This window comes from Vibrio taketomensis, assembly GCF_009938165.1.
GTDB lineage: Bacteria > Pseudomonadota > Gammaproteobacteria > Enterobacterales > Vibrionaceae > Vibrio > Vibrio taketomensis.
On the sequence record NZ_AP019649.1, the window covers coordinates 579,376 to 599,059 of the forward strand.

General features: G+C 45.0%; 16 protein-coding genes and 1 riboswitch. Of the genes, 10 read left to right on the forward strand and 6 right to left on the reverse strand.

The genetic code is table 11. The features are described 5' to 3' along the window. Window positions 1-12 precede the first annotated feature (12 nt). The 4 genes from dapB (at window position 13) to Vt282_RS02755 (ending at window position 6,682) form a co-directional block, all read left to right on the forward strand. A complete protein-coding gene (gene dapB, locus Vt282_RS02740; protein ID WP_162047078.1) occupies window positions 13-822 on the forward strand; it encodes a 4-hydroxy-tetrahydrodipicolinate reductase in 810 nt (269 codons plus the stop codon). A gap of 521 nt (window positions 823-1,343) precedes the next feature. Continuing rightward, window positions 1,344-2,483, forward strand: a complete 1,140-nt coding sequence (gene carA, locus Vt282_RS02745) for a glutamine-hydrolyzing carbamoyl-phosphate synthase small subunit (RefSeq protein ID WP_162062489.1) — start codon at window positions 1,344-1,346, stop codon at window positions 2,481-2,483. A gap of 16 nt (window positions 2,484-2,499) precedes the next feature. After that, complete coding sequence (gene carB / locus Vt282_RS02750; RefSeq protein WP_162047076.1) at window positions 2,500-5,730, forward strand: carbamoyl-phosphate synthase large subunit; 3,231 nt, start codon at window positions 2,500-2,502, stop codon at window positions 5,728-5,730. A 172-nt stretch (window positions 5,731-5,902) separates the two neighbouring features. Then, a complete protein-coding gene (locus tag Vt282_RS02755) occupies window positions 5,903-6,682 on the forward strand; it encodes a TSUP family transporter (protein ID WP_162062490.1) in 780 nt (259 codons plus the stop codon). Here Vt282_RS02755 and Vt282_RS02760 read toward each other — a convergent pair. The 3 genes from Vt282_RS02760 to grcA all read right to left on the reverse strand — a co-directional run bounded on the left by Vt282_RS02760 (window position 6,609) and on the right by grcA (window position 9,870). Beyond that, window positions 6,609-7,478: a LysR family transcriptional regulator gene (locus tag Vt282_RS02760; protein ID WP_162062491.1), complete on the reverse strand. Its 870-nt coding sequence runs from the start codon at window positions 7,476-7,478 to the stop codon at window positions 6,609-6,611. The genes Vt282_RS02755 and Vt282_RS02760 overlap by 74 nt on opposite strands. A 117-nt stretch (window positions 7,479-7,595) precedes the next feature. After that, the gene (gbpA, locus tag Vt282_RS02765) at window positions 7,596-9,056 is read right to left on the reverse strand and encodes an N-acetylglucosamine-binding protein GbpA (RefSeq protein WP_162062492.1); all 1,461 of its coding nucleotides are present in this window, start codon (window positions 9,054-9,056) and stop codon (window positions 7,596-7,598) included. Window positions 9,057-9,163: 107 nt separating this feature from the next. Beyond that, window positions 9,164-9,251: riboswitch (cyclic di-GMP riboswitch) on the reverse strand. Window positions 9,252-9,492: 241 nt separating this feature from the next. Next, a complete protein-coding gene (gene grcA / locus Vt282_RS02770) occupies window positions 9,493-9,870 on the reverse strand; it encodes an autonomous glycyl radical cofactor GrcA (RefSeq protein WP_162047072.1) in 378 nt (125 codons plus the stop codon). A 335-nt stretch (window positions 9,871-10,205) separates the two neighbouring features. On the opposite strand from grcA, the gene nfo reads away from it, so the two are divergent. The 3 genes from nfo (at window position 10,206) to Vt282_RS02785 (ending at window position 12,729) form a co-directional block, all read left to right on the forward strand. Beyond that, window positions 10,206-11,084, forward strand: coding sequence for a deoxyribonuclease IV (gene nfo, locus Vt282_RS02775; RefSeq protein ID WP_415663434.1), 879 nt, complete (start codon window positions 10,206-10,208; stop codon window positions 11,082-11,084). 300 nt (window positions 11,085-11,384) lie between these two features. Beyond that, entirely contained in the window at window positions 11,385-12,068 is a 684-nt protein-coding gene (gene ung / locus Vt282_RS02780; RefSeq protein ID WP_162062494.1) for a uracil-DNA glycosylase, read from the forward strand. Between the two features lie 109 nt (window positions 12,069-12,177). Beyond that, window positions 12,178-12,729 (forward strand): hemerythrin domain-containing protein, encoded by a 552-nt coding sequence (locus Vt282_RS02785; RefSeq protein ID WP_162047069.1) that lies wholly within the window; start codon window positions 12,178-12,180, stop codon window positions 12,727-12,729. Window positions 12,730-12,807: 78 nt separating this feature from the next. Here the strand turns inward: Vt282_RS02785 and uxuA are convergent, their stop codons facing one another. The 3 genes from uxuA to Vt282_RS02800 all read right to left on the reverse strand — a co-directional run bounded on the left by uxuA (window position 12,808) and on the right by Vt282_RS02800 (window position 15,995). Next, the gene (uxuA, locus tag Vt282_RS02790) at window positions 12,808-13,995 is read right to left on the reverse strand and encodes a mannonate dehydratase (protein WP_114766039.1); all 1,188 of its coding nucleotides are present in this window, start codon (window positions 13,993-13,995) and stop codon (window positions 12,808-12,810) included. 127 nt (window positions 13,996-14,122) lie between these two features. Then, a complete protein-coding gene (locus Vt282_RS02795; RefSeq protein WP_162047068.1) occupies window positions 14,123-14,911 on the reverse strand; it encodes an FCD domain-containing protein in 789 nt (262 codons plus the stop codon). Window positions 14,912-15,011: 100 nt separating this feature from the next. Further along, a complete protein-coding gene (locus Vt282_RS02800) occupies window positions 15,012-15,995 on the reverse strand; it encodes a TRAP transporter substrate-binding protein (protein ID WP_162047067.1) in 984 nt (327 codons plus the stop codon). A 313-nt stretch (window positions 15,996-16,308) separates the two neighbouring features. Between Vt282_RS02800 and Vt282_RS02805 the strand changes: the two genes are divergently transcribed. The 3 genes from Vt282_RS02805 to Vt282_RS02815 all read left to right on the forward strand — a co-directional run bounded on the left by Vt282_RS02805 (window position 16,309) and on the right by Vt282_RS02815 (window position 19,680). Continuing rightward, window positions 16,309-16,821 carry a TRAP transporter small permease gene (locus tag Vt282_RS02805; RefSeq protein WP_162047066.1) on the forward strand — a complete coding sequence of 171 codons (513 nt, stop codon included), beginning with the start codon at window positions 16,309-16,311 and terminating at the stop codon, window positions 16,819-16,821. Window positions 16,822-16,840: 19 nt separating this feature from the next. Beyond that, a complete protein-coding gene (locus Vt282_RS02810) occupies window positions 16,841-18,142 on the forward strand; it encodes a TRAP transporter large permease (protein WP_162047065.1) in 1,302 nt (433 codons plus the stop codon). Between the two features lie 71 nt (window positions 18,143-18,213). Continuing rightward, entirely contained in the window at window positions 18,214-19,680 is a 1,467-nt protein-coding gene (locus Vt282_RS02815; RefSeq protein WP_162062495.1) for a fructuronate reductase, read from the forward strand. Window positions 19,681-19,684: the final 4 nt, after the last annotated feature.

Genomic DNA, 19,684 nt, shown 5'->3' on the forward strand with positions numbered 1-19,684 from the left:
AGTAATCTCGCAATGGTTAGAATTGCAGTCGCAGGAGCAGCCGGTCGCATGGGCCGTAACTTAGTTAAAGCAACTCAGTTAAATCCAAAATCGCAATTAGGGGCTGGCTCAGAGCGTCCTGAATCATCATTAGTCGGTGTCGATGTTGGTGAATTATGCGGTGAAGGAAAGTTAGAAATAGCGCTGACAGATAACCTTGCCAAAGTCGTCGAAGATTATGATGTAATCATCGATTTCACTACTCCTTCTAGTACTCTCGCCAATCTTGAACTTTGTAAAAGTCACGGTAAGAGCATCGTAATCGGTACTACTGGTTTTACCGATGCTGAGCGTGAACAAATTCAACAAGCTGCCAAAGAAATCCCTGTCGTTTTAGCTCCAAACTACTCAGTAGGCGTAAACCTCGTATTCAAACTGCTTGAAAAAGCCGCCAAGGTAATGGGTGATTACTGCGATATCGAAATCGTTGAAGCACACCACCGCCACAAAGTGGATGCGCCATCTGGTACTGCTATTGGTATGGGTGAAGCGATTGCTGGTGCGATGGGCAATAAATTAAGTGATGTTGCGGTCTATGCCCGTGAAGGAATTACTGGTGAGCGCACGAAAGATGAAATTGGCTTTGCTACTATTCGCGCAGGCGATATCGTTGGTGAGCATACTGCGATGTTCGCTGACATTGGCGAACGAGTTGAAATTACCCACAAAGCGACCGATCGCATGACATTTGCCAATGGCGCAGTCAAAGCTGCAGTGTGGTTAAGTAATAAGCAAGCAGGATTCTATACTATGACGGATGTGCTTGGTTTAGACGATCTTTAATGTATTAAATGAACATAGTAAGTAAAGCGCTCAGTAAAAACCTAAATTAGATAATTATGCGTCAGCCTAGGCTGGCGCTTTCTTTATCTGTCCAATTTCCTCGCATAATTAAACCAGCCTAAAAGACCCTGTAAAAATACAGTTAACTTATGTTTATTGGTGTTTGGGTTAAAAATTTAATCCAAATCATTATAATCAGTCTTAATGTGCCATGAGTAACGTTTGCGCATGTTTGTTAATTTTTCTAGTCACTATTTGAGAGCGATTTTAGAGGTATTTTCGAAATGTCGCCCTAATCACACCTCTTATGAGGATTAAAGTTGTTGTTTTAGGGTTTTGGCATTTTTCTTGCGAATCTTTCAAAAATACATTTTATTTTAATATGAATGTTGACACTGGTCACAAGCGTCTTTAGAATTACGCCAATTTGTCTGTAACACCCAAAACGCGTTTTTATTGCGAAATGGAAGGCAAAGTTGCAAATTAATTTATTTTTATGCATTTTTATTCTGGAGGTTGTCTTGAGTAAATTAGCACTGTTAGTCCTGGAAGATGGGACAGTGTTCCGCGGAGTGTCCATCGGCGCTGATGGTATTTCCGTTGGTGAAGTCGTTTTTAATACCTCGATGACGGGGTACCAAGAAATCCTCACTGATCCTTCCTATTCCCAGCAAATTGTTACTCTTACTTATCCTCACATTGGCAATACCGGAACCAATTCCGAAGACGAAGAATCTTCTTCAATTCATGCTCAAGGCCTTGTGATTCGCGATCTTCCTCTTATCGCTTCCAATTTCCGTAACGAACAGTCCCTTTCTGATTACCTCAAGTCGCAAAACATTGTCGGCATCGCTGATATTGATACTCGTAAGCTCACTCGTATTCTGCGTGAAAAAGGCGCTCAAAATGGTTGTATCGTAGCTGGTAACAATCTAGACGAAGCATTGGCGCTAGCAAAAGCGAAAGAATTCCCTGGCTTGAAAGGTATGGACCTTGCGAAAGAAGTTACAACAAAAGAAGCGTATCAATGGAAACAAGGTTCGTGGACGCTCGAGGGTGGTCTTCCAGAAGCGCAAGATGACAGCGAACTGCCATACCACGTTGTTGCTTATGACTTCGGAGCCAAGCGAAACATCCTACGAATGTTGGTTGACCGCGGCTGCCGCCTAACTGTAGTGCCAGCTGAAACGTCAGCAGAAGAAGTGTTAGCACTGAATCCAGATGGCGTGTTCCTATCAAATGGCCCTGGTGATCCAGCACCATGTACTTATGCAATCGAAGCGACCAAAGTCTTCCTTGAAAAAGGTCTGCCAATTTTTGGTATCTGTCTTGGCCACCAAATTCTGGCGCTAGCGTCAGGTGCTCAAACAGTGAAAATGAAGTTTGGTCACCACGGTGCGAACCACCCAGTAAAAGATTTGGACCGTAATGTAGTGATGATCACTTCGCAAAACCACGGCTTTGCGGCAGATGAGAAAACACTACCAGACAATCTACGTGCTACTCACGTATCGCTATTTGATGGCTCACTGCAAGGTATTCACCGCACTGATAAGCCAGCATTTAGCTTCCAAGGTCACCCAGAAGCGAGCCCAGGTCCACACGATGCGGCTCCGCTATTTGACCACTTTATCGAACTGATCAAAAAACACAGCGCTTAATTCGGAGTAGTAGATAATGCCAAAACGTACTGACATACAAAGTATTCTTATTCTAGGTGCTGGTCCGATTGTTATCGGTCAGGCATGTGAGTTTGACTACTCTGGCGCACAAGCGTGTAAAGCACTGCGTGAAGAAGGTTACCGAGTAATCCTAGTGAACTCGAACCCTGCAACCATCATGACTGACCCAGAGATGGCTGATGCAACTTACATCGAGCCAATTCAATGGGAAGTGGTACGCAAGATCATTGAAAAAGAGCGTCCAGATGCGGTACTACCAACCATGGGTGGTCAAACCGCTCTAAACTGTGCACTTGAACTAGAACGTCAAGGCGTACTCGCAGAATTTGGCGTAGAAATGATTGGTGCTACGGCGGATGCAATCGACAAAGCAGAAGACCGTTCTCGCTTTGATAAAGCAATGAAGTCTATCGGTCTTGAATGTCCGCGCGCTGATACGGCGAAAACAATGGAAGAAGCATACCAAGTGCTTGATATGGTTGGCTTCCCTTGTATCATTCGTCCTTCATTTACTATGGGTGGTACCGGTGGTGGTATCGCATACAACAAAGAAGAATTTGAAGAAATCTGTCGCCGTGGTTTGGACTTGTCGCCAACCAATGAGCTACTGATTGATGAATCTTTGATCGGTTGGAAAGAGTACGAAATGGAAGTGGTTCGTGACAAAGCGGACAACTGTATCATCGTATGTTCAATCGAAAACTTTGACCCAATGGGTATTCACACGGGTGACTCAATCACTGTTGCGCCAGCACAAACTCTAACCGATAAAGAGTACCAGCTAATGCGTAACGCATCGCTAGCAGTACTGCGTGAGATCGGTGTAGAGACAGGTGGTTCAAACGTACAGTTTGGTATCAACCCGAAAGATGGCCGCATGGTTATCATTGAGATGAACCCTCGTGTATCACGTTCATCTGCGCTGGCATCAAAAGCAACGGGTTTCCCAATTGCAAAAATTGCGGCGAAACTAGCAGTAGGCTTTACGCTTGATGAGCTACAAAATGACATCACCGGTGGTACAACACCTGCGTCATTTGAACCAACCATCGACTACGTTGTGACTAAGATTCCTCGTTTTAACTTCGAGAAATTTGCCGGTGCTAACTCTCGTCTAACGACTCAGATGAAGTCGGTAGGTGAAGTGATGGCGATTGGTCGTAACCAACAAGAATCACTACAAAAAGCACTACGTGGCTTAGAAGTAGGTGCTAATGGTTTCGACGAGATGGTTGATCTAGATTCACCAGATGCACTAACCAAAATCCGTCATGAGCTGAAAGAAGCAGGTGCGGAACGTATTTGGTACATTGCTGATGCATTCCGTGCAGGCATGTCAGTGGATGGTGTGTTTAACCTGACTAACATCGACCGTTGGTTCCTAGTTCAAATTGAAGAGCTAGTGAGACTGGAAGAGCAAGTGAAAGCGGGCGGTTTTGCTGGTCTGACTGAAGATGTGCTACGTCAGATGAAACGTAAAGGTTTTGCTGATGCGCGCCTATCGAAGCTGCTAGGTGTGGCAGAAAGCGAAATTCGTCGTCTGCGTGACCAATACAATATTCACCCAGTATACAAACGCGTCGATACCTGTGCGGCTGAGTTCTCTTCAGATACGGCTTACATGTACTCATCTTACGATGAAGAGTGTGAAGCGAATCCAACAGACAAAGACAAGATCATGGTATTGGGCGGTGGTCCAAACCGTATCGGTCAAGGTATCGAATTTGATTACTGCTGTGTACACGCATCACTTGCACTGCGTGAAGATGGTTACGAAACCATTATGGTGAACTGTAACCCAGAGACAGTATCAACGGATTACGACACATCTGATCGTCTGTATTTTGAACCAGTAACGCTTGAAGATGTACTTTCAATCGTACGTGTTGAGAAGCCTAAAGGTGTGATCGTTCAATACGGTGGTCAAACACCTCTGAAACTGGCGCGTGCACTTGAAGCGGCGGGTGTGCCAATCATCGGTACTAGCCCTGATGCTATCGACCGTGCAGAAGACCGTGAGCGTTTCCAAGCGGCAGTAGAGCGTCTAGGTCTACTACAGCCAGAAAACGCAACAGTAACGACGATGGAACAAGCCGTTGAGAAATCAAAAGAAATTGGTTTCCCACTGGTAGTACGTCCTTCATACGTATTGGGCGGTCGTGCGATGGAAATCGTCTACGACGAACAAGATCTGCGCCGTTACTTCAATGAAGCGGTAAGCGTATCGAATGAATCACCAGTACTGTTAGATCGCTTCTTAGATAACGCAACAGAAGTTGATATCGACGCTATCTGTGACGGTGAACGTGTAGTGATTGGTGGTATCATGGAGCACATTGAACAAGCGGGTGTTCACTCAGGTGACTCAGCATGTTCACTTCCTGCTTACACGCTAAGCCAAGAAATCCAAGACAAGATGCGTGAACAAGTTGAGAAACTTGCATTTGAATTGGGTGTACGTGGCCTGATGAACACGCAGTTCGCAGTGAAAGATAACGAAGTTTACCTGATCGAAGTAAACCCTCGTGCGGCGCGTACGGTACCATTCGTATCAAAAGCAACCGGTGCACCACTAGCGAAAATCGCAGCGCGTGTAATGGCGGGTCAATCTCTTGAATCTCAAGGCTTTACTAAAGAGATCATTCCACCTTACTACTCAGTAAAAGAAGTGGTACTACCGTTCAACAAGTTCCCTGGCGTTGACCCACTATTGGGCCCTGAAATGCGCTCAACGGGTGAAGTCATGGGTGTGGGTGCTACATTTGCTGAAGCTTATGCAAAAGCAGAACTTGGTTGTGGCAGCGTTTATCCTGAAGGTGGTCGAGCACTGCTGTCAGTTCGTGAAGAAGACAAGCAACGCGTCGTTGATCTAGCATCTAAGCTAGTAAAACTGGGTTACCAACTTGATGCAACACACGGTACAGCGGTTATTCTAGGTGAAGCGGGCATTAACCCTCGTCTAGTTAACAAAGTACATGAAGGTCGTCCTCATATTCTTGACCGCATCAAGAACAATGAGTACACCTACATCGTAAACACGGCGGCGGGTCGTCAAGCAATTGAAGATTCGAAAGTACTACGCCGTGGCGCTCTAGCGGAGAAGGTGAACTACACCACAACGCTAAACGCAGCGTTTGCAACTTGTATGGCGCATACTGCGGATGCGAAGAGCTCAGTGACTTCAGTTCAAGAGCTACACGCAAAAGTAAAAGCAAGCCTAGCGTAAGCGAGAATTGATAAATACCAGCCCACTCTTATGAGTGGGCTTTTTTTCGTCTCAATATAGGACTTGCGAACTAATTGTTGAAAATTAGGAATAGGTAGCAGGCGAATCTTTCGCTAACAGGATAGAGAAAGAGATGATAACGTTAGCTTCTCACTGACTCATTGAATAATAAATGGAAATTACATTCGAAATACTGGCACTCCTAACTTTGGTCGCCACGGCGGCAGGTTTTATTGATGCCATGGCTGGCGGTGGCGGTTTGCTTACCTTACCCGCACTGCTTGCTGCTGGTGTGCCGCCCACTCAGGCTCTGGCGACCAATAAATTGCAAAGCTCATTTGGCAGCTTTTCTGCCAGTTGGTATTTTGTGCGTAATGGCATTGTGAGCTTAAAAGAGATGCGTTTAGCGATCGCTTGCACTTTTGTCGGTTCGGCAATTGGTGCTGAGGCGGTACAGTTTATCGATGCCGGAGTGCTGACCAGTCTTATTCCTGTTCTGCTGATATCCATTTCACTCTATTTCTTACTCGCTCCCACCACCAAAGCCGAGCAGGGCGCAAGCAAGCTTTCAGAAGCCGCTTTCGCACTTTGTGTCGGTGGTGGTGTCGGTTTCTATGATGGCTTTTTTGGCCCAGGTACGGGTTCTATTTTTACCGTCTGTTTTGTTGCGATTGCTCAATACTCATTGGTAGATGCGACCGCACGAACTAAGGTGCTCAATTTCACTTCAAATATCGCCGCACTGCTGTTTTTTATCTTTGCTGGATTGCCGATTTGGGAGTTGGGCTTAGTGATGGCGATTGGCGGCTTTACCGGAGCACAACTTGGTGCTCGAGTGGTGGTGACGAAAGGTCAACGCTGGATTCGCCCGCTAGTCATCACCATGTCGATGTTGATGGCAGCGAAGCTGCTTTGGGAACAGCATCAGCAATGGTTGCTATCAATGTTTTGATTCGCTCATTGCGATAAGACGATGGGCGCAAACAGATATTGATTGGCCGTGATAGTGATTGCAGCTCGGCGAAGTGATGGCAGTGCTGAGCTGTTATCTGCAAAGTTTTGATTACAGACAGCGGTACTAAGGCTGGTGCTATACCTGATAGCGCTAATTGCGCTGCGGCTGCATACGAGTCCATTTGCATCACAGGCGTCATCGCCAGTTGGTTGAGTATCGCATACTGATAGGTATTGGCGGGGTTGCTGAGATCATTGGTGATGATCGTTTCTGGCAGTGCAGATAAATGATGCTTAAATACGATATAAAATGGCTCATCAAACAGTGGGAATACCAGTAATTGATGTTGGCTAGGTAAATAGCCCGCGCAGACGCCAATATGGGCTTTGCCTGACTGAACATGCTCGACAATTCTTGGAGTATGGTTAGTGGTCAGATTAATAAACGGGTCTCGCTGAATATAGTCACTCAATATTGGCGCTAAATAACCTGCCACCAGTGTCTCTGAGCAGTCGAGTTTGATCATACTGCTCTCAACCATGCTTTGTTGCTCGTGTATCAGCCCACGAAGCTCATTAAATGTCGGTTCAATATTGGCGATCAGATTGAGCGCTTCATTGGTGAGCTGAACATTTCTGCCATCAGGCACGATCAGTTTTTTACCCAATTTGTTTTCTAAATTTGAGATGCGTTTACTCACAGCCGATTGGCTAATGTAGAGCAAACTGCCAGCTCGGCTCATGGTTTTGGCTTTACTTAGGGTAATCAGTGTTTCGATGCCTTCAAGTAGCATAGTGATTAATGACTAAATGGAATCATTGCGTCAATGTAACCGAACTTGAGTCTGTATGCACAAAAAAACGGCACTACTGTGAGTGCCGTTATAATCAAACAAAATTTAAGTGATAAATCAGTTCACTTTATCCCATGCCATTGTCCAGTGAGAACCCGTCGCTGGCGTGTAATGTGTTGCGTTTTCTGTCCACTGTGAGCAGTAACCTGAGTATGGGAATGGCTTACATTGGTAGATTTGACCATCGCTCGCCAAGACTTTAGTACCTGCGGTGTAGCTTTTCACACTCTCTGGGAAGACAAAATCATAGTCGCCCGCTGGTGGCGGAGTTTGCGCTTCAATAAGGTGGAAGTCGTAGTTAATTTGATCAATTAGATTGCCAGCTTGATCTTTAATGCGACTAACTAGCACATGGTGGCCTTGCTCTGATTTAGATAGCGTCAACGTCAGCGGTAGGTCTTGACCATCAGTAAGCTTACCCGTCCAACTTGCCAGCGCTTCACGGCCGTGATTGTAAACGGTAAGTTCAGTTTCAATATCACCTTCTGCTGTTAGGGCTAGGTTTAGTTCGGTTGCTTGTCCGTCGATGATGTACTCAGACTCAAGACCTTCAACGGTTAACGAGTATTCTGGTAGGGTAGTTTCGATATCGTAACCAATTTCAACGCGTTGCAGACCGCTTCCAGTTTGTAGGTAAACTGGGTTAGCGCCGTAGACTGGCGTAAATTTATCTGCGCTGTATTGGCCAGCTTTAATTGCAGATTGCTCTTGGTTGATCTTAGCGGCTAACGCATGTGACCAATTGTTTGCTTGGGTGAGGCTTTGCTCTGTGATGGTTAGCTCAGTGCGGTAAGCGATGTTTTCACCGGCATTATCAAATACGCGGGTGAAGACTTTATCACCAATGTTGAGATCCATGGTTGGATTGATTTGACCAGCTTGGTTCCACTCAGGGAGCACTGGGCCTTGACCATCAAATTTAACGTCGATGACGTTGTAGAATGCGGCTGCAGTATCACCGACATCCCAAACCGCTAGGATTACATGGTAGCCTTCGCGCTCTGGAACGTTACATTCATGCGTGACTTGTTTTGGTGGCTGCACCATGTTGCCTTCGATCACGCAGAATGGGTTTAGATCAAATGAATCGCGTGATAGAACTTGGTTTGCATTCCAATTTGGTTTAGTGATGTAGTATTTCCAATCACGAGTGACGTGGTTAGCGGTAAAGGTCCACTCAAAATTTTGCATGCCTGATGTGATAGGACGTTTCACCCAACGATCGGCAGTTTGCTCATCAAGTGCAGTCGCAAGCGCTGATTGCGCACTGGCAATTTTACCATCAACAGGGCCAGCTTGAGGAAAACCTTCAGGGCCTTCAACACTTTGTGGTTCATATTGAATCGCGCCACAATCGCGGTTTTTTTCGTTGGTATCAGGCGTTGGGTACTTACAAAGTGCAGCGCGACTACCTGCAATACCATCGTTAAATTCAGAGACGTAGCCGTGAGCAGCTACATTACCGCTCAGCGCTGTTAGAGCAAGCGCAAGCAGAGTTTTATTTGGCAGTGATTTCATCACATGTTCCTTTTGGTTGACTTAAAATAGTCACACTTTGGCGCATGCAAATAGGGTTCTACCAACGCAAGGTTGATGTTACCTAAGACACTTAATAATGGCTATCAAGTGGCGGCCCCGCTATCTTTGATTGTTATCATCTTTAGACCGGAAGCTTTGCGTCCCACTCTTTCGAATGGTTTGCCGAAGTATGAATTGAGCGATTTGGAATGTAACGCAGAGGTGAGTATCACAACTACAAACTTAACTGAGTTGTGGAATTAAAATCCCACTCGATATGCTTGGTGTTGATATTCTCTGCAGTTGTTCACTGGTTTGGCTTAGTTAAGCCTATTTTTTGGCACGAAGAATTTTTATATAGATGCCAAAAAGAAAAGCAGGCTTGCACCTGCTTTTCAAAAACTTGGGTCTTAATTTTTGCCGTTCGGCGAAAAAATTATAGAGACTCAGTAAAAGTACGAGCGATAACGTCGCGTTGTTGCTCTGGAGTTAGAGAGTTGAAACGCACAGCGTAGCCAGATACACGGATAGTTAGCTGTGGGTAGTTCTCTGGGTGAGCAACTGCGTCTTCTAGAGTTTCACGACGTAGTACGTTTACGTTTAGGTGTTGACCACCTTCGATTTTTGGCGCAGCTTCGATTGCTACTTCACGGCTTTCGTACTCACCTAGGTCGCTGATAGCGATAACTTGGTCAGCTTCGTAGCCAGATGCTGCAGCAACACAACGTGCTTCATTCTTCTCGCTATCTAGTAGCCAGATTGAGTTTAGTAGGTCGTCGTTAGCGGCTTTAGTAATTTGAATACCTTGAATCATTACGTTCTCCTAGTCCACATAAATGTGGTTCTTATTGGTGTTAATTTTCAAATTTTTTGTCGAGCTACGTATTATATAGCGAATATCCATTATAATAATATTGATTTAAGTCAAATTACAACCAAAAACATTGAATTTCTTGTGGGAATTTTATTGAGTTAAATCAATAAAGTGTTTAAAACGAGTAATTACAAAATATTTTAATATTTAAAATTTAGTTAAATGAGTCATTTTGTTGTAAATTTACTACAAAATGACAATTTGAAAGGTCACAATTTACGCTAACTAACTGTTATTAGGTAGCGAAACTGAAAGAGTAAAGTGGTTAAATGACAATGAGATCTGTATCACAAAATAAATATATCGGTGCTCATGTTTCTGCCGCTGGTGGTGTTGATCAAGCACCGCTGCGTGCACGTGAGATCGGTGCTAATGCTTTTGCATTGTTTACTAAAAATCAACGCCAATGGGTAGCAAAGCCACTGGAAGCAAAAACCATCAGCGCATTTAAAGCAAATTGCAAAATGTTGGGCTTTTCCGCTGAGCATATTTTGCCCCATGACTCCTATTTGATTAATTTGGGTGCGCCGGAGGCTGACAAACTAGAAAAGTCTCGCGCGGCTTTTATCGATGAGATGGAGCGTTGCCAGCAGTTAGGTTTAACGCTGTTAAACTTTCACCCAGGCAGCCACCTCAACAAAATCTCAGAACAAGAGTGTTTAGCAACGATTGCTGAATCGATCAATCTTGCGCACCAAGCTGTGCCAGATGTGATTGCGGTCATCGAGAACACGGCAGGGCAAGGTTCAAACCTTGGTTGGCGCTTTGAGCATTTGGCTGAGATTATCGAACAAGTTGACGATAAGTCTCGAGTTGGGGTGTGTTTAGATACCTGTCATACCTTTGCTGCGGGGTACGATTTGTCGTCACTCGAGGCGTGTGAAGTCACTTTTGCTGAGTTTGACCGTGTGGTAGGTATGCACTATCTACGTGCAATGCACATTAATGATTCAAAGTCGAAGTTGGGCAGTAAGGTCGATAGACACCATGCATTAGGTAAAGGTGAAATTGGTTGGAGCTGTTTTGAATATATCGCTAAAGATGCTCGCTTTGATGGTATCCCTCTAATTTTAGAGACAATTGAACCTGAACTTTGGGCGAATGAAATTAAGCAACTACGTACGTTTCATCAACAAAGTTTAGTGACCGAATAAGTTTTAGTTAAATACTTGACCAAACTGGCATCTTTCTTTCATAACTTAAATAACAATACTTGTGCAACGTGGTTATGTTAAGAAAGGTGCTGCTATGAATGTATCCAATTCTGTCCCTGCTCATCGTCCTCATCGAATGCCCACACCTAATCGCCATGTTAATGGCCAAGGTCACTACCGCACTCCTCAGCGTCCACCTCATTAAATACTCGGTTAGTGGGTTATATCACTTTGTTCATGATAGGCTTTTTGCGACAATAGCAACTTGAAACGATCTTCAATCTATTCAAGGAAGCCCGCATGAGCTCAACTTTAACTTGGCATGACGTTATCGGCTGCGAAAAGCAGCAAGACTATTTTCAACAAACCATTCGTTATGTTGAGCAGCAACGTGCGAGCGGAAAAACTATTTTTCCGCCAGAAGCGGATGTGTTCAATGCTTTTAAGGCGACAGAATTCAATCGAGTGAAAGTCGTTATCTTAGGTCAAGATCCCTATCACGGACCGAATCAAGCACATGGCTTGTGTTTTTCTGTGTTGCCTGGAATCAAAACACCACCCTCTTTGGTCAACATGTATAAAGAATTGGCGCAAGATATAGAAGGGTTTGAGATCCCTCAGCATGGCTATTTGCAAAGTTGGGCAGAGCAGGGCGTACTATTGCTTAATACCGTATTAACTGTGGAACAAGGCCAAGCGCATTCGCATGCAAAGACCACTGGTTGGGAAACGTTTACTGATCGTGTCATTGAAGCGATTAACCAACACAACTCAGGCGTGGTGTTTTTGCTTTGGGGCTCCCATGCGCAAAAGAAAGGTCGTTTTATCGACCGCAATAAACATCATGTACTCGCCGCTCCTCATCCATCGCCACTCTCAGCGCACCGTGGTTTCTTAGGTTGTAAGCACTTCTCGCAGGCGAATATATTGCTCGAGCAACAAGGTTTGCAAGGCATCGATTGGCGATTACCACTAACGGTCTGATTTATTTCAATCTTGTTGAATATTTGTTTGTTTTCTTGAGGGGAGTCGAAGCGTTTCTCTATATTGTCGAATACACTTATAAAGATTGTGTGTTTATGGAGAGACCGCGATGATGATCGAAAAAATCCGGCGCGAGCATGGTTATATGCTGAGATTATTGGCGATATTGGCCGATAAGAAGGAGCGTTTGCAGCAAGAGCAGCCGGTAAATTACAGTTTGATTAAAGAAATAGTCGACTATTTATCGGAACATGCTGAGTATGCGCATCACCCGAAAGAAGACATCTTGTATCACTATTATCAGGAACATTATGGTGATAAAGATGAGATGGAAAATCTGGAGTTTGAGCATAAGCTACTTGAACAGAAGACCAGCTGCTTTGCCAACACGGTCGATATGATTTTGCATGATGCGGTAGTGCCGCATCAAATGTTCATCGGACAATTAGAAGATTTCGTGCACTCTCAAAGACAGCATTTAGAGCTGGAAGAGAAGCATATATTGCCAATGATTTGTGATCGTTTTTCGGTGCAAGATTGGCAGCAAGTCGAACAAAAATTTTCTCATAATGATGATGATCCCGTCTTTGGCGATACGATTGCGGAGAAATACGTTCAACTTGCACAACGTGTGCGTGAGAATGATATGGAGTTGACTTAAGTAAACGCTTTTGTTCAAGTTTTTCTGATAATAAAAAGCCCCACGGTTAAAGTGGGGCTTTTTCATTACGAGATAAGATTACTTAGTGAAGAACGCACGTTTTAGTGCAAGCTCAAGACCGCGAACCTCAGCCAGACCTTTCAAGCGACCAATCGCTGAGTAACCTGGGTTGGTTTTCTTCTTCAGGTCATCCAGCATTTGGTGACCATGGTCAGGACGCATTGGGATCTTACGTAGATCGCCACTCTCTTCACGGCGTTGTTCTTCTTCAAGAATCGCCATTACTACACCGTACATGTCCACATCACCTTCTAGGTGCGCTGCTTCGTGGAAAGTCATAGGGTTATGCTCTTCACGCTTGGTTGAACGTAGGTGAGTGAAGTAAACGCGATCACCGTGCTTTTTGATCATGTTCACTAGGTCGTTGTCGCCGCGTACGCCGTAAGAACCAGTACACATAGTGATACCGTTGTTCTGGCTAGGTACTTGCTCGGTCAACCAATCGATATCTTCAATAGTTGAAACGATACGTGGCAAGCCTAGGATAGGGCGCGGTGGATCGTCCGGGTGAACGGCCATCTTAATATTTTCTTCGTCACACACTGGCATAAGCTCAGCTAGGAAGTGACGCATATGTTCACGCAACTTGTCTTTGTTGATGCCCGCGTAGCGGTCAAGTTGAGCTTGGAATGCTTCTAGTGTGTAGCCTTCTTCTGCACCAGGTAGACCTGCGATGATGTTAGCGGTTAGCTGCTTAACTTGCTCTTCAGACATGTTGTTGAAGTATTCAAGCGCTTGTGCTTGTTCCGCTTCTGTGTAATCCGCATTTGCACCAGGGCGTTTTAAAATGTGAAGTTCAAAAGCAGCAAACGCAATCTGGTCAAAACGTAGCGCTTTAGAGCCATCTGCCATTTCGTATTCAAGATCAGTACGAGTCCAATCTAGAACTGGCATAAAGTTATAGCAAACTGTGTCGATGCCACATTGTGCAAGGTTACGCAGAGTTTGCTTGTAGTTTTCGATCCACTGCTGGTAATTACCAGTTTGTGTTTTGATCTCTTCGTGTACAGGTACACTTTCTACTACCGACCAAGTTAGGCCTTTCGCTTCGATGATCGCTTTGCGCGCTAGGATCTCTTCTTTGGTCCATACTTCACCATTTGGGATGTGGTGTAGTGCGTTAACGATACCAGTTGCGCCTGCTTGGCGAATATCATCTAGTGATACAGGGTCATTAGGACCGTACCAACGCCACGTTTGTTCCATGACAAATTACCTTTCAATGGGCAGACTTGACCCGCTCAGCATTGTGAGTGGCTAAGTTGCGAATAATAAATATAACGACTGTTGTTGGTATTATTAGGTTGCTAACGAAGCTTCCTATAGGCGCGAACTATTGTCCGCTACCTAGTAAGACGACGGGGTTAGAGCTAAATAAGTAGCCATCAAAATCCGGGTCATCTATATCGGATAGTTCGAGAAGTCGTTGTTTTACGTTTTCAAGGTGTTGCCACATGGCGTTCTTCGCGGCGATCGGATCTTTACGCTGCATCGCAGCCAAGATTTTCGCATGATCTTCCATCCACTCTTGACGGTAGTCATGACCGCTTATGCGGGCGTGTAGCTTCTGCCACATAGGGCTTTGCTCGCGACGTTCCCATGATTGCTTTAGCATATCAACCAACACAGAGTTGTGTGTTGCTTCGGCAATACTCATATGGAATCGTTCATCTCCCACACATTGTTCGCTTTGTGCTGCTAACTCTTGACGCTCTAATTTGAGCGCTGAGCGCATTTTGGCGATGTCCCCAGGCGTAACTTGGATTGCAGCAAATTCTGCAATGTTACTCTCGAGTAACTGTCGCGCCTGTAACATTTCGAAAGGTCCCGCATCATCACTGATGATGCGTTCACGATGAGGTGACTGATCTGGAATATTGGTAACATAAACACCAGAGCCTTTCTTTACTTCGACAAGGTTTTCCAACTCAAGCATGATGATTGCTTCGCGCACAACGGTGCGGCTGACGTCAAGTCGTTCAGCAATATCGCGCTCAGGTGGTAGACGGTCACCAACTCGGTAGTGTCCTTCTATCAACTCTTTTCGTAAAACCAAACCCAATTCTTGGTAAGGACGCTTGGGTTCAAAAGGCATCATGATGATGTTATCGCTTATTTCCATTTCTACTCACGCCATCATAACCAATCAGAGCTATTGGTCAACCTATCTCAATAGTTATGTGGCAATACCTTTACTTCTCTAACAAAATTACTTTAGTTAATTACTTAACTGCTTGAATACGCTCGATTAGAGCAGATAACTCAGGGTTAGTTTTCTTCACGTCGTCGTACATTGGTTGTACTGCTTGTACAAATGAAGCTTTGTCTACATTAACAAAGGTTACACCCATCTCTTCTGCTTTCTTACGTTCTTCAGCTTCAGACTCTGCCCACAATGTTTTCATTAGTTGCATAGAGTTAAGAGCTGCAGTCTTCACTGCTTGTTGATGCTCAGGAGAAAGTCCATCGAAAGCATCAGTAGAAATTACTAGTACGTCAGGAACCATTGTGTGCTCATCAAGCGAGAAGTACTTTGATACTTCGCTGTGGCGGCTCATGCCGTATGAAGGAATGTTGTTTTCTGCTGCATCCACAACGCCTTGTTGTAGTGCTGTGTATAGCTCACCGTATGCAAGTGGTGTTGGGTTACCGCCTAGTGCTTTAACCATTGCGATAGCTGATGGGCTTGGCTGTACGCGAACTTTCAAACCTTTTAGGTCTTCTGGCGTGTTAATTGGTTTGTTGGTGTAGAAGCTACGTGCACCTGCATCGTAGTAAGTCAGACCAATGAAACCACTGTCACGAGATGACGCTAAGATTTCCTCACCGATTTGACCTTCTTGAGTGGCGTAAAAGTGTGCTTGGTCACGGAATAGGTAAGGCATGTTGAATGCTGAATATGCTGGTGCAAACGCTTCTAGTTCAGCAGCGTTGGTTTTTACCATTTGTAGCGCACCGTTTTGCATTAGTTCCATCGATTCACGCTGAGAACCCAGCTGAGCATCAGGGTAGATACGAATACGTACTTCACCATCAGTGGTTTTACGCACTTCTTTTGCCATTGCATCCATTGCTTTATGCACGGCGTGATCACGAGTGTGGTTGTGGCTCAGTTTTAGAGTAGTTGCAGCAAACGCTTGTGCACTTACGCCGAATGTTAGCGCCGCACCAATCACAGCTGTTAGGACACTTTTACGTGTTTTCATTATGGTTTCTCCGTGAGATGGATTCCGTGAAAATTTTGTAGGGTTATCGTTTCGGAGCCAATCTTGCGACCAATTTACGCGACCGTCAAAGCAAAATGTGTAATTGGTTGAGCAATATCACAGATAATACCATTAAATTGGTCAACCAATCCAATTGTGAGCATGGTCACGGTTGCAGATGTAATACTGCATATAATGCCCGCAGAAAAAGAAATGTTATCGGTTAGATAATATGAGCTTAGGTTTATATTGGTTAACCAATGGCGAGACGCGATTCGTTATCTAAGATGGCGACGTTGTTAAGGAAACAATAATGAAAAAATTGGTTGATTACATTAATAAGGGCTTGGCGACATTTACCGTCTCGCTTTCTTCTTTCCTCGTACTTTGCGTAGTTTGGCAGGTACTTTCACGTTACATAATTGGTAAACCAAGTACGGTTACTGATGAATTAGCACGCTATTTGTTTATGTGGGTGGCACTGATTGGTGCGGCTTACACGACAGGTCTTAAGCGCCACCTTGCGATCGATTTAATGACGATGAAGCTAAAAGGTAAGCGCAAAATTTTTAACGAACTCATTATTCAAATTGCTATTGCCGTGTTTGCTTTTGTTGTGCTGGTTTACGGCGGTTCAAACCTAGCGATTAAAACGCTAGCAACGGGTCAGCTAACACCTGCACTAGGCTGGGAAATGGGTTACATCTATTTCTGTCTACCAATTAGTGGCGCATTGATGATTTTCTACTCTGTGATTTACGGCATTGAAAAGATTCAACAATTGATTTCTGGCGACGTGGCTATTAGCGACGTACAACAAAACTAATTTTTAGAGGAATTCCACGATGGAATGGCAATTAATTCTTACTCTATTTGGTACTTTTGCAGTCTTGTTGACGCTAGGTATTCCTGTTTCATTCGCGATTGGTTTGTCGTCTCTTGCGACAATCATGATGAGTCTTCCACTTGAACCAGCAATCGCAGTAGTGGCTCAGCGTATGGCGGCAGGTCTAGATAACTTTGCTCTGCTAGCGATCCCGTTCTTTATTCTTGCGGGTAACATCATGAACCAAGGTGGTATCGCACTACGTCTAATTAACTTTGCTAAAGTGCTTGGTGGTCGTCTGCCTGGCTCGCTTGCTCACGTTAACGTACTTGCGAACATGATGTTCGGTTCTATCTCTGGTTCAGCAGTAGCTTCTGCTGCGGCAGTAGGTGGTACTATGTCACCACTACAAAAGAAAGATGGTTATGATGAAGCATACAGCGCAGCAGTAAACATCACTTCTTGTCCTACTGGTCTTTTGATTCCGCCAAGTAACACTCTTATCGTATTCTCTCTAGTTTCTGGCGGTACTTCGATTGCAGCACTGTTCCTAGCAGGTTACCTACCAGGTATTTTGATGGGGCTGAGCTTGATGGTGGTTGCAGGTATCATTGCAAAGCGTCGCGGCTACCCAGTTGCACCACGTCCAACTCTTGCAGCAGTTTGGGATACTTTCATTAAAGCGGCACCATCACTACTACTTATTGTAGTCATCATGGGCGGTATCATCGGCGGTATCTTCACGGCAACTGAAGCTTCAGCTATCGCAGTGGTTTATACACTAGTACTTGCAGTAGGTGTTTACCGCGAAGTAAAAGTGAGTGAGCTTCCAAAGATCGTACTTGAGTCTGCAGTAACAACGTCTATCGTACTGCTACTTGTTGGCGCATCAATGGGTATGTCATGGGCAATGGCGAACGCTGATATCCCTTACATGATCGCAGATGCACTACTCGCAGTATCTGAAAACCCACTGATTATTCTACTGATCATCAACATCATTCTTCTGATTGTTGGTATCTTCATGGATATGACGCCAGCGGTACTTATCTTTACACCAATCTTCCTACCAATCGTGTTGGACCTAGGTGTTGACCCAGTACACTTCGGTATCATGATGACGTTCAACCTTGCAATCGGTTTGTGTACTCCACCAGTAGGTAGCGCACTATTCGTAGGTTGTTCAGTTGCTAACATCAGTATCGATAAAGTAATTAAACCTTTGTTGCCTTTCTACGCAGCACTGTTCCTAGCACTACTAGCAGTAACGTTCATTCCACAAATCAGTCTACTGCTACCACAACTGTTCCTAGGTTACTAATCTCCCAAATTTCGGATTTGCCTCCCAACAAAATACCTTACCGCTTCGGCGGTAAGGTTTAGGAAAAAACAATGAAAACAATCGCAAATACCACTCTGAATGCTCAAGTTGTTCGACCAAATTACGATCGCTCTGCTCTAAAAAGCCGTATTGTGCACCTAGGTTTTGGTGCTTTCCACCGCGCACACCAAGCGCTATTCACTAACGAAATGTTAGAAAAAACAGGCAGTGACTGGGGCATCTGCGAAGTTAACTTGTTCGGCGGTGAAGATCTGATTGAACAATTGCGCGCGCAAGACCACCTATACACAGTGGCGGAAAAAGGCGCGCAAGCGACGGAAGTCAAACTGATCGGTTCGGTAACTGAATCACTACACCCAACGCTAGATGGCAAAGCGGCTGTACTAGCAAAAATGACCGAAGAACAAGTCGCGATTGTTTCTATGACAATCACGGAAAAAGGTTACTGCGCAGACCCAGCAACAGGTCGTCTAGACAAAACGAATGCACTGATTGTCAACGATCTAGCTAACCCTCAAGACCCAAGCTCAGCGATTGGTTACATTGTTGAAGCATTGCGTCAGCGCCGTGAAAAAGGCATTGCGCCGTTTACGGTAATGTCTTGCGATAACGTACAAGAAAACGGTCACGTTGCTCGCGCTGCGGTACTCGATTTCGCTAACTTGGTGGATGCAGAACTGGCGGCTTGGATTGAAGCGAACGTGACGTTCCCATGCACTATGGTTGACCGCATCGTACCTGCTGCGACAGAAGAAACATTGAATGAAATCGCAGAACTTGTTGGTGTCGATGACGCTTGTGGCATCGCTTGTGAGCCGTTCCGTCAATGGGTTATCGAAGATAACTTCGTTGCAGGCCGTCCTGATTGGAACGTAGCTGGCGCTGAGTTTGTTGCTGACGTAGTGCCATTTGAAGAAATGAAACTGCGCATGCTAAACGGCAGTCACTCTTTCCTTGCGTACCTAGGTTTCCTTGGTGGTTACGCGCACATTTCAGACACCATGACTAATGAAGATTACCGTCAAGCGGCATTCGACATGATGATGAAAGCGCAAGCACCAACGCTAAACATGCCAGAAGGCACAGATCTAGAAGCGTACGCGAAGCTACTGATTGAGCGCTTTACTAACCCAAGTCTTAAGCACCAAACTTGGCAAATCGCGATGGATGGCAGCCAGAAGATCCCTCAACGCATGGGTGGTTCACTGCGTCATCACCTAGCACAAGGTAGTGATTTCAAATGGCTAGCAATGGGTATCGCTGGTTGGATGCGTTACGTTTCGGCGCAAGATGAGCGCGGTGAAGCGATTGATGTTCGTGACCCGATGGTTGAACAGTTCCAAGCGATTTACGCTGAGCACGGCTTGAACGTGAGCGTAGTCAAAGCGCTACTCTCAATTGAAGCTATCTTTGGTACTGATTTAATCCAAAACGAAACCTTCGTGACCGCAGTGACAGATGCATATCAGCGTCTACTTAACGATGGCGCACGCGGCGCTGTAGCTTCTCTTATCTAATTTA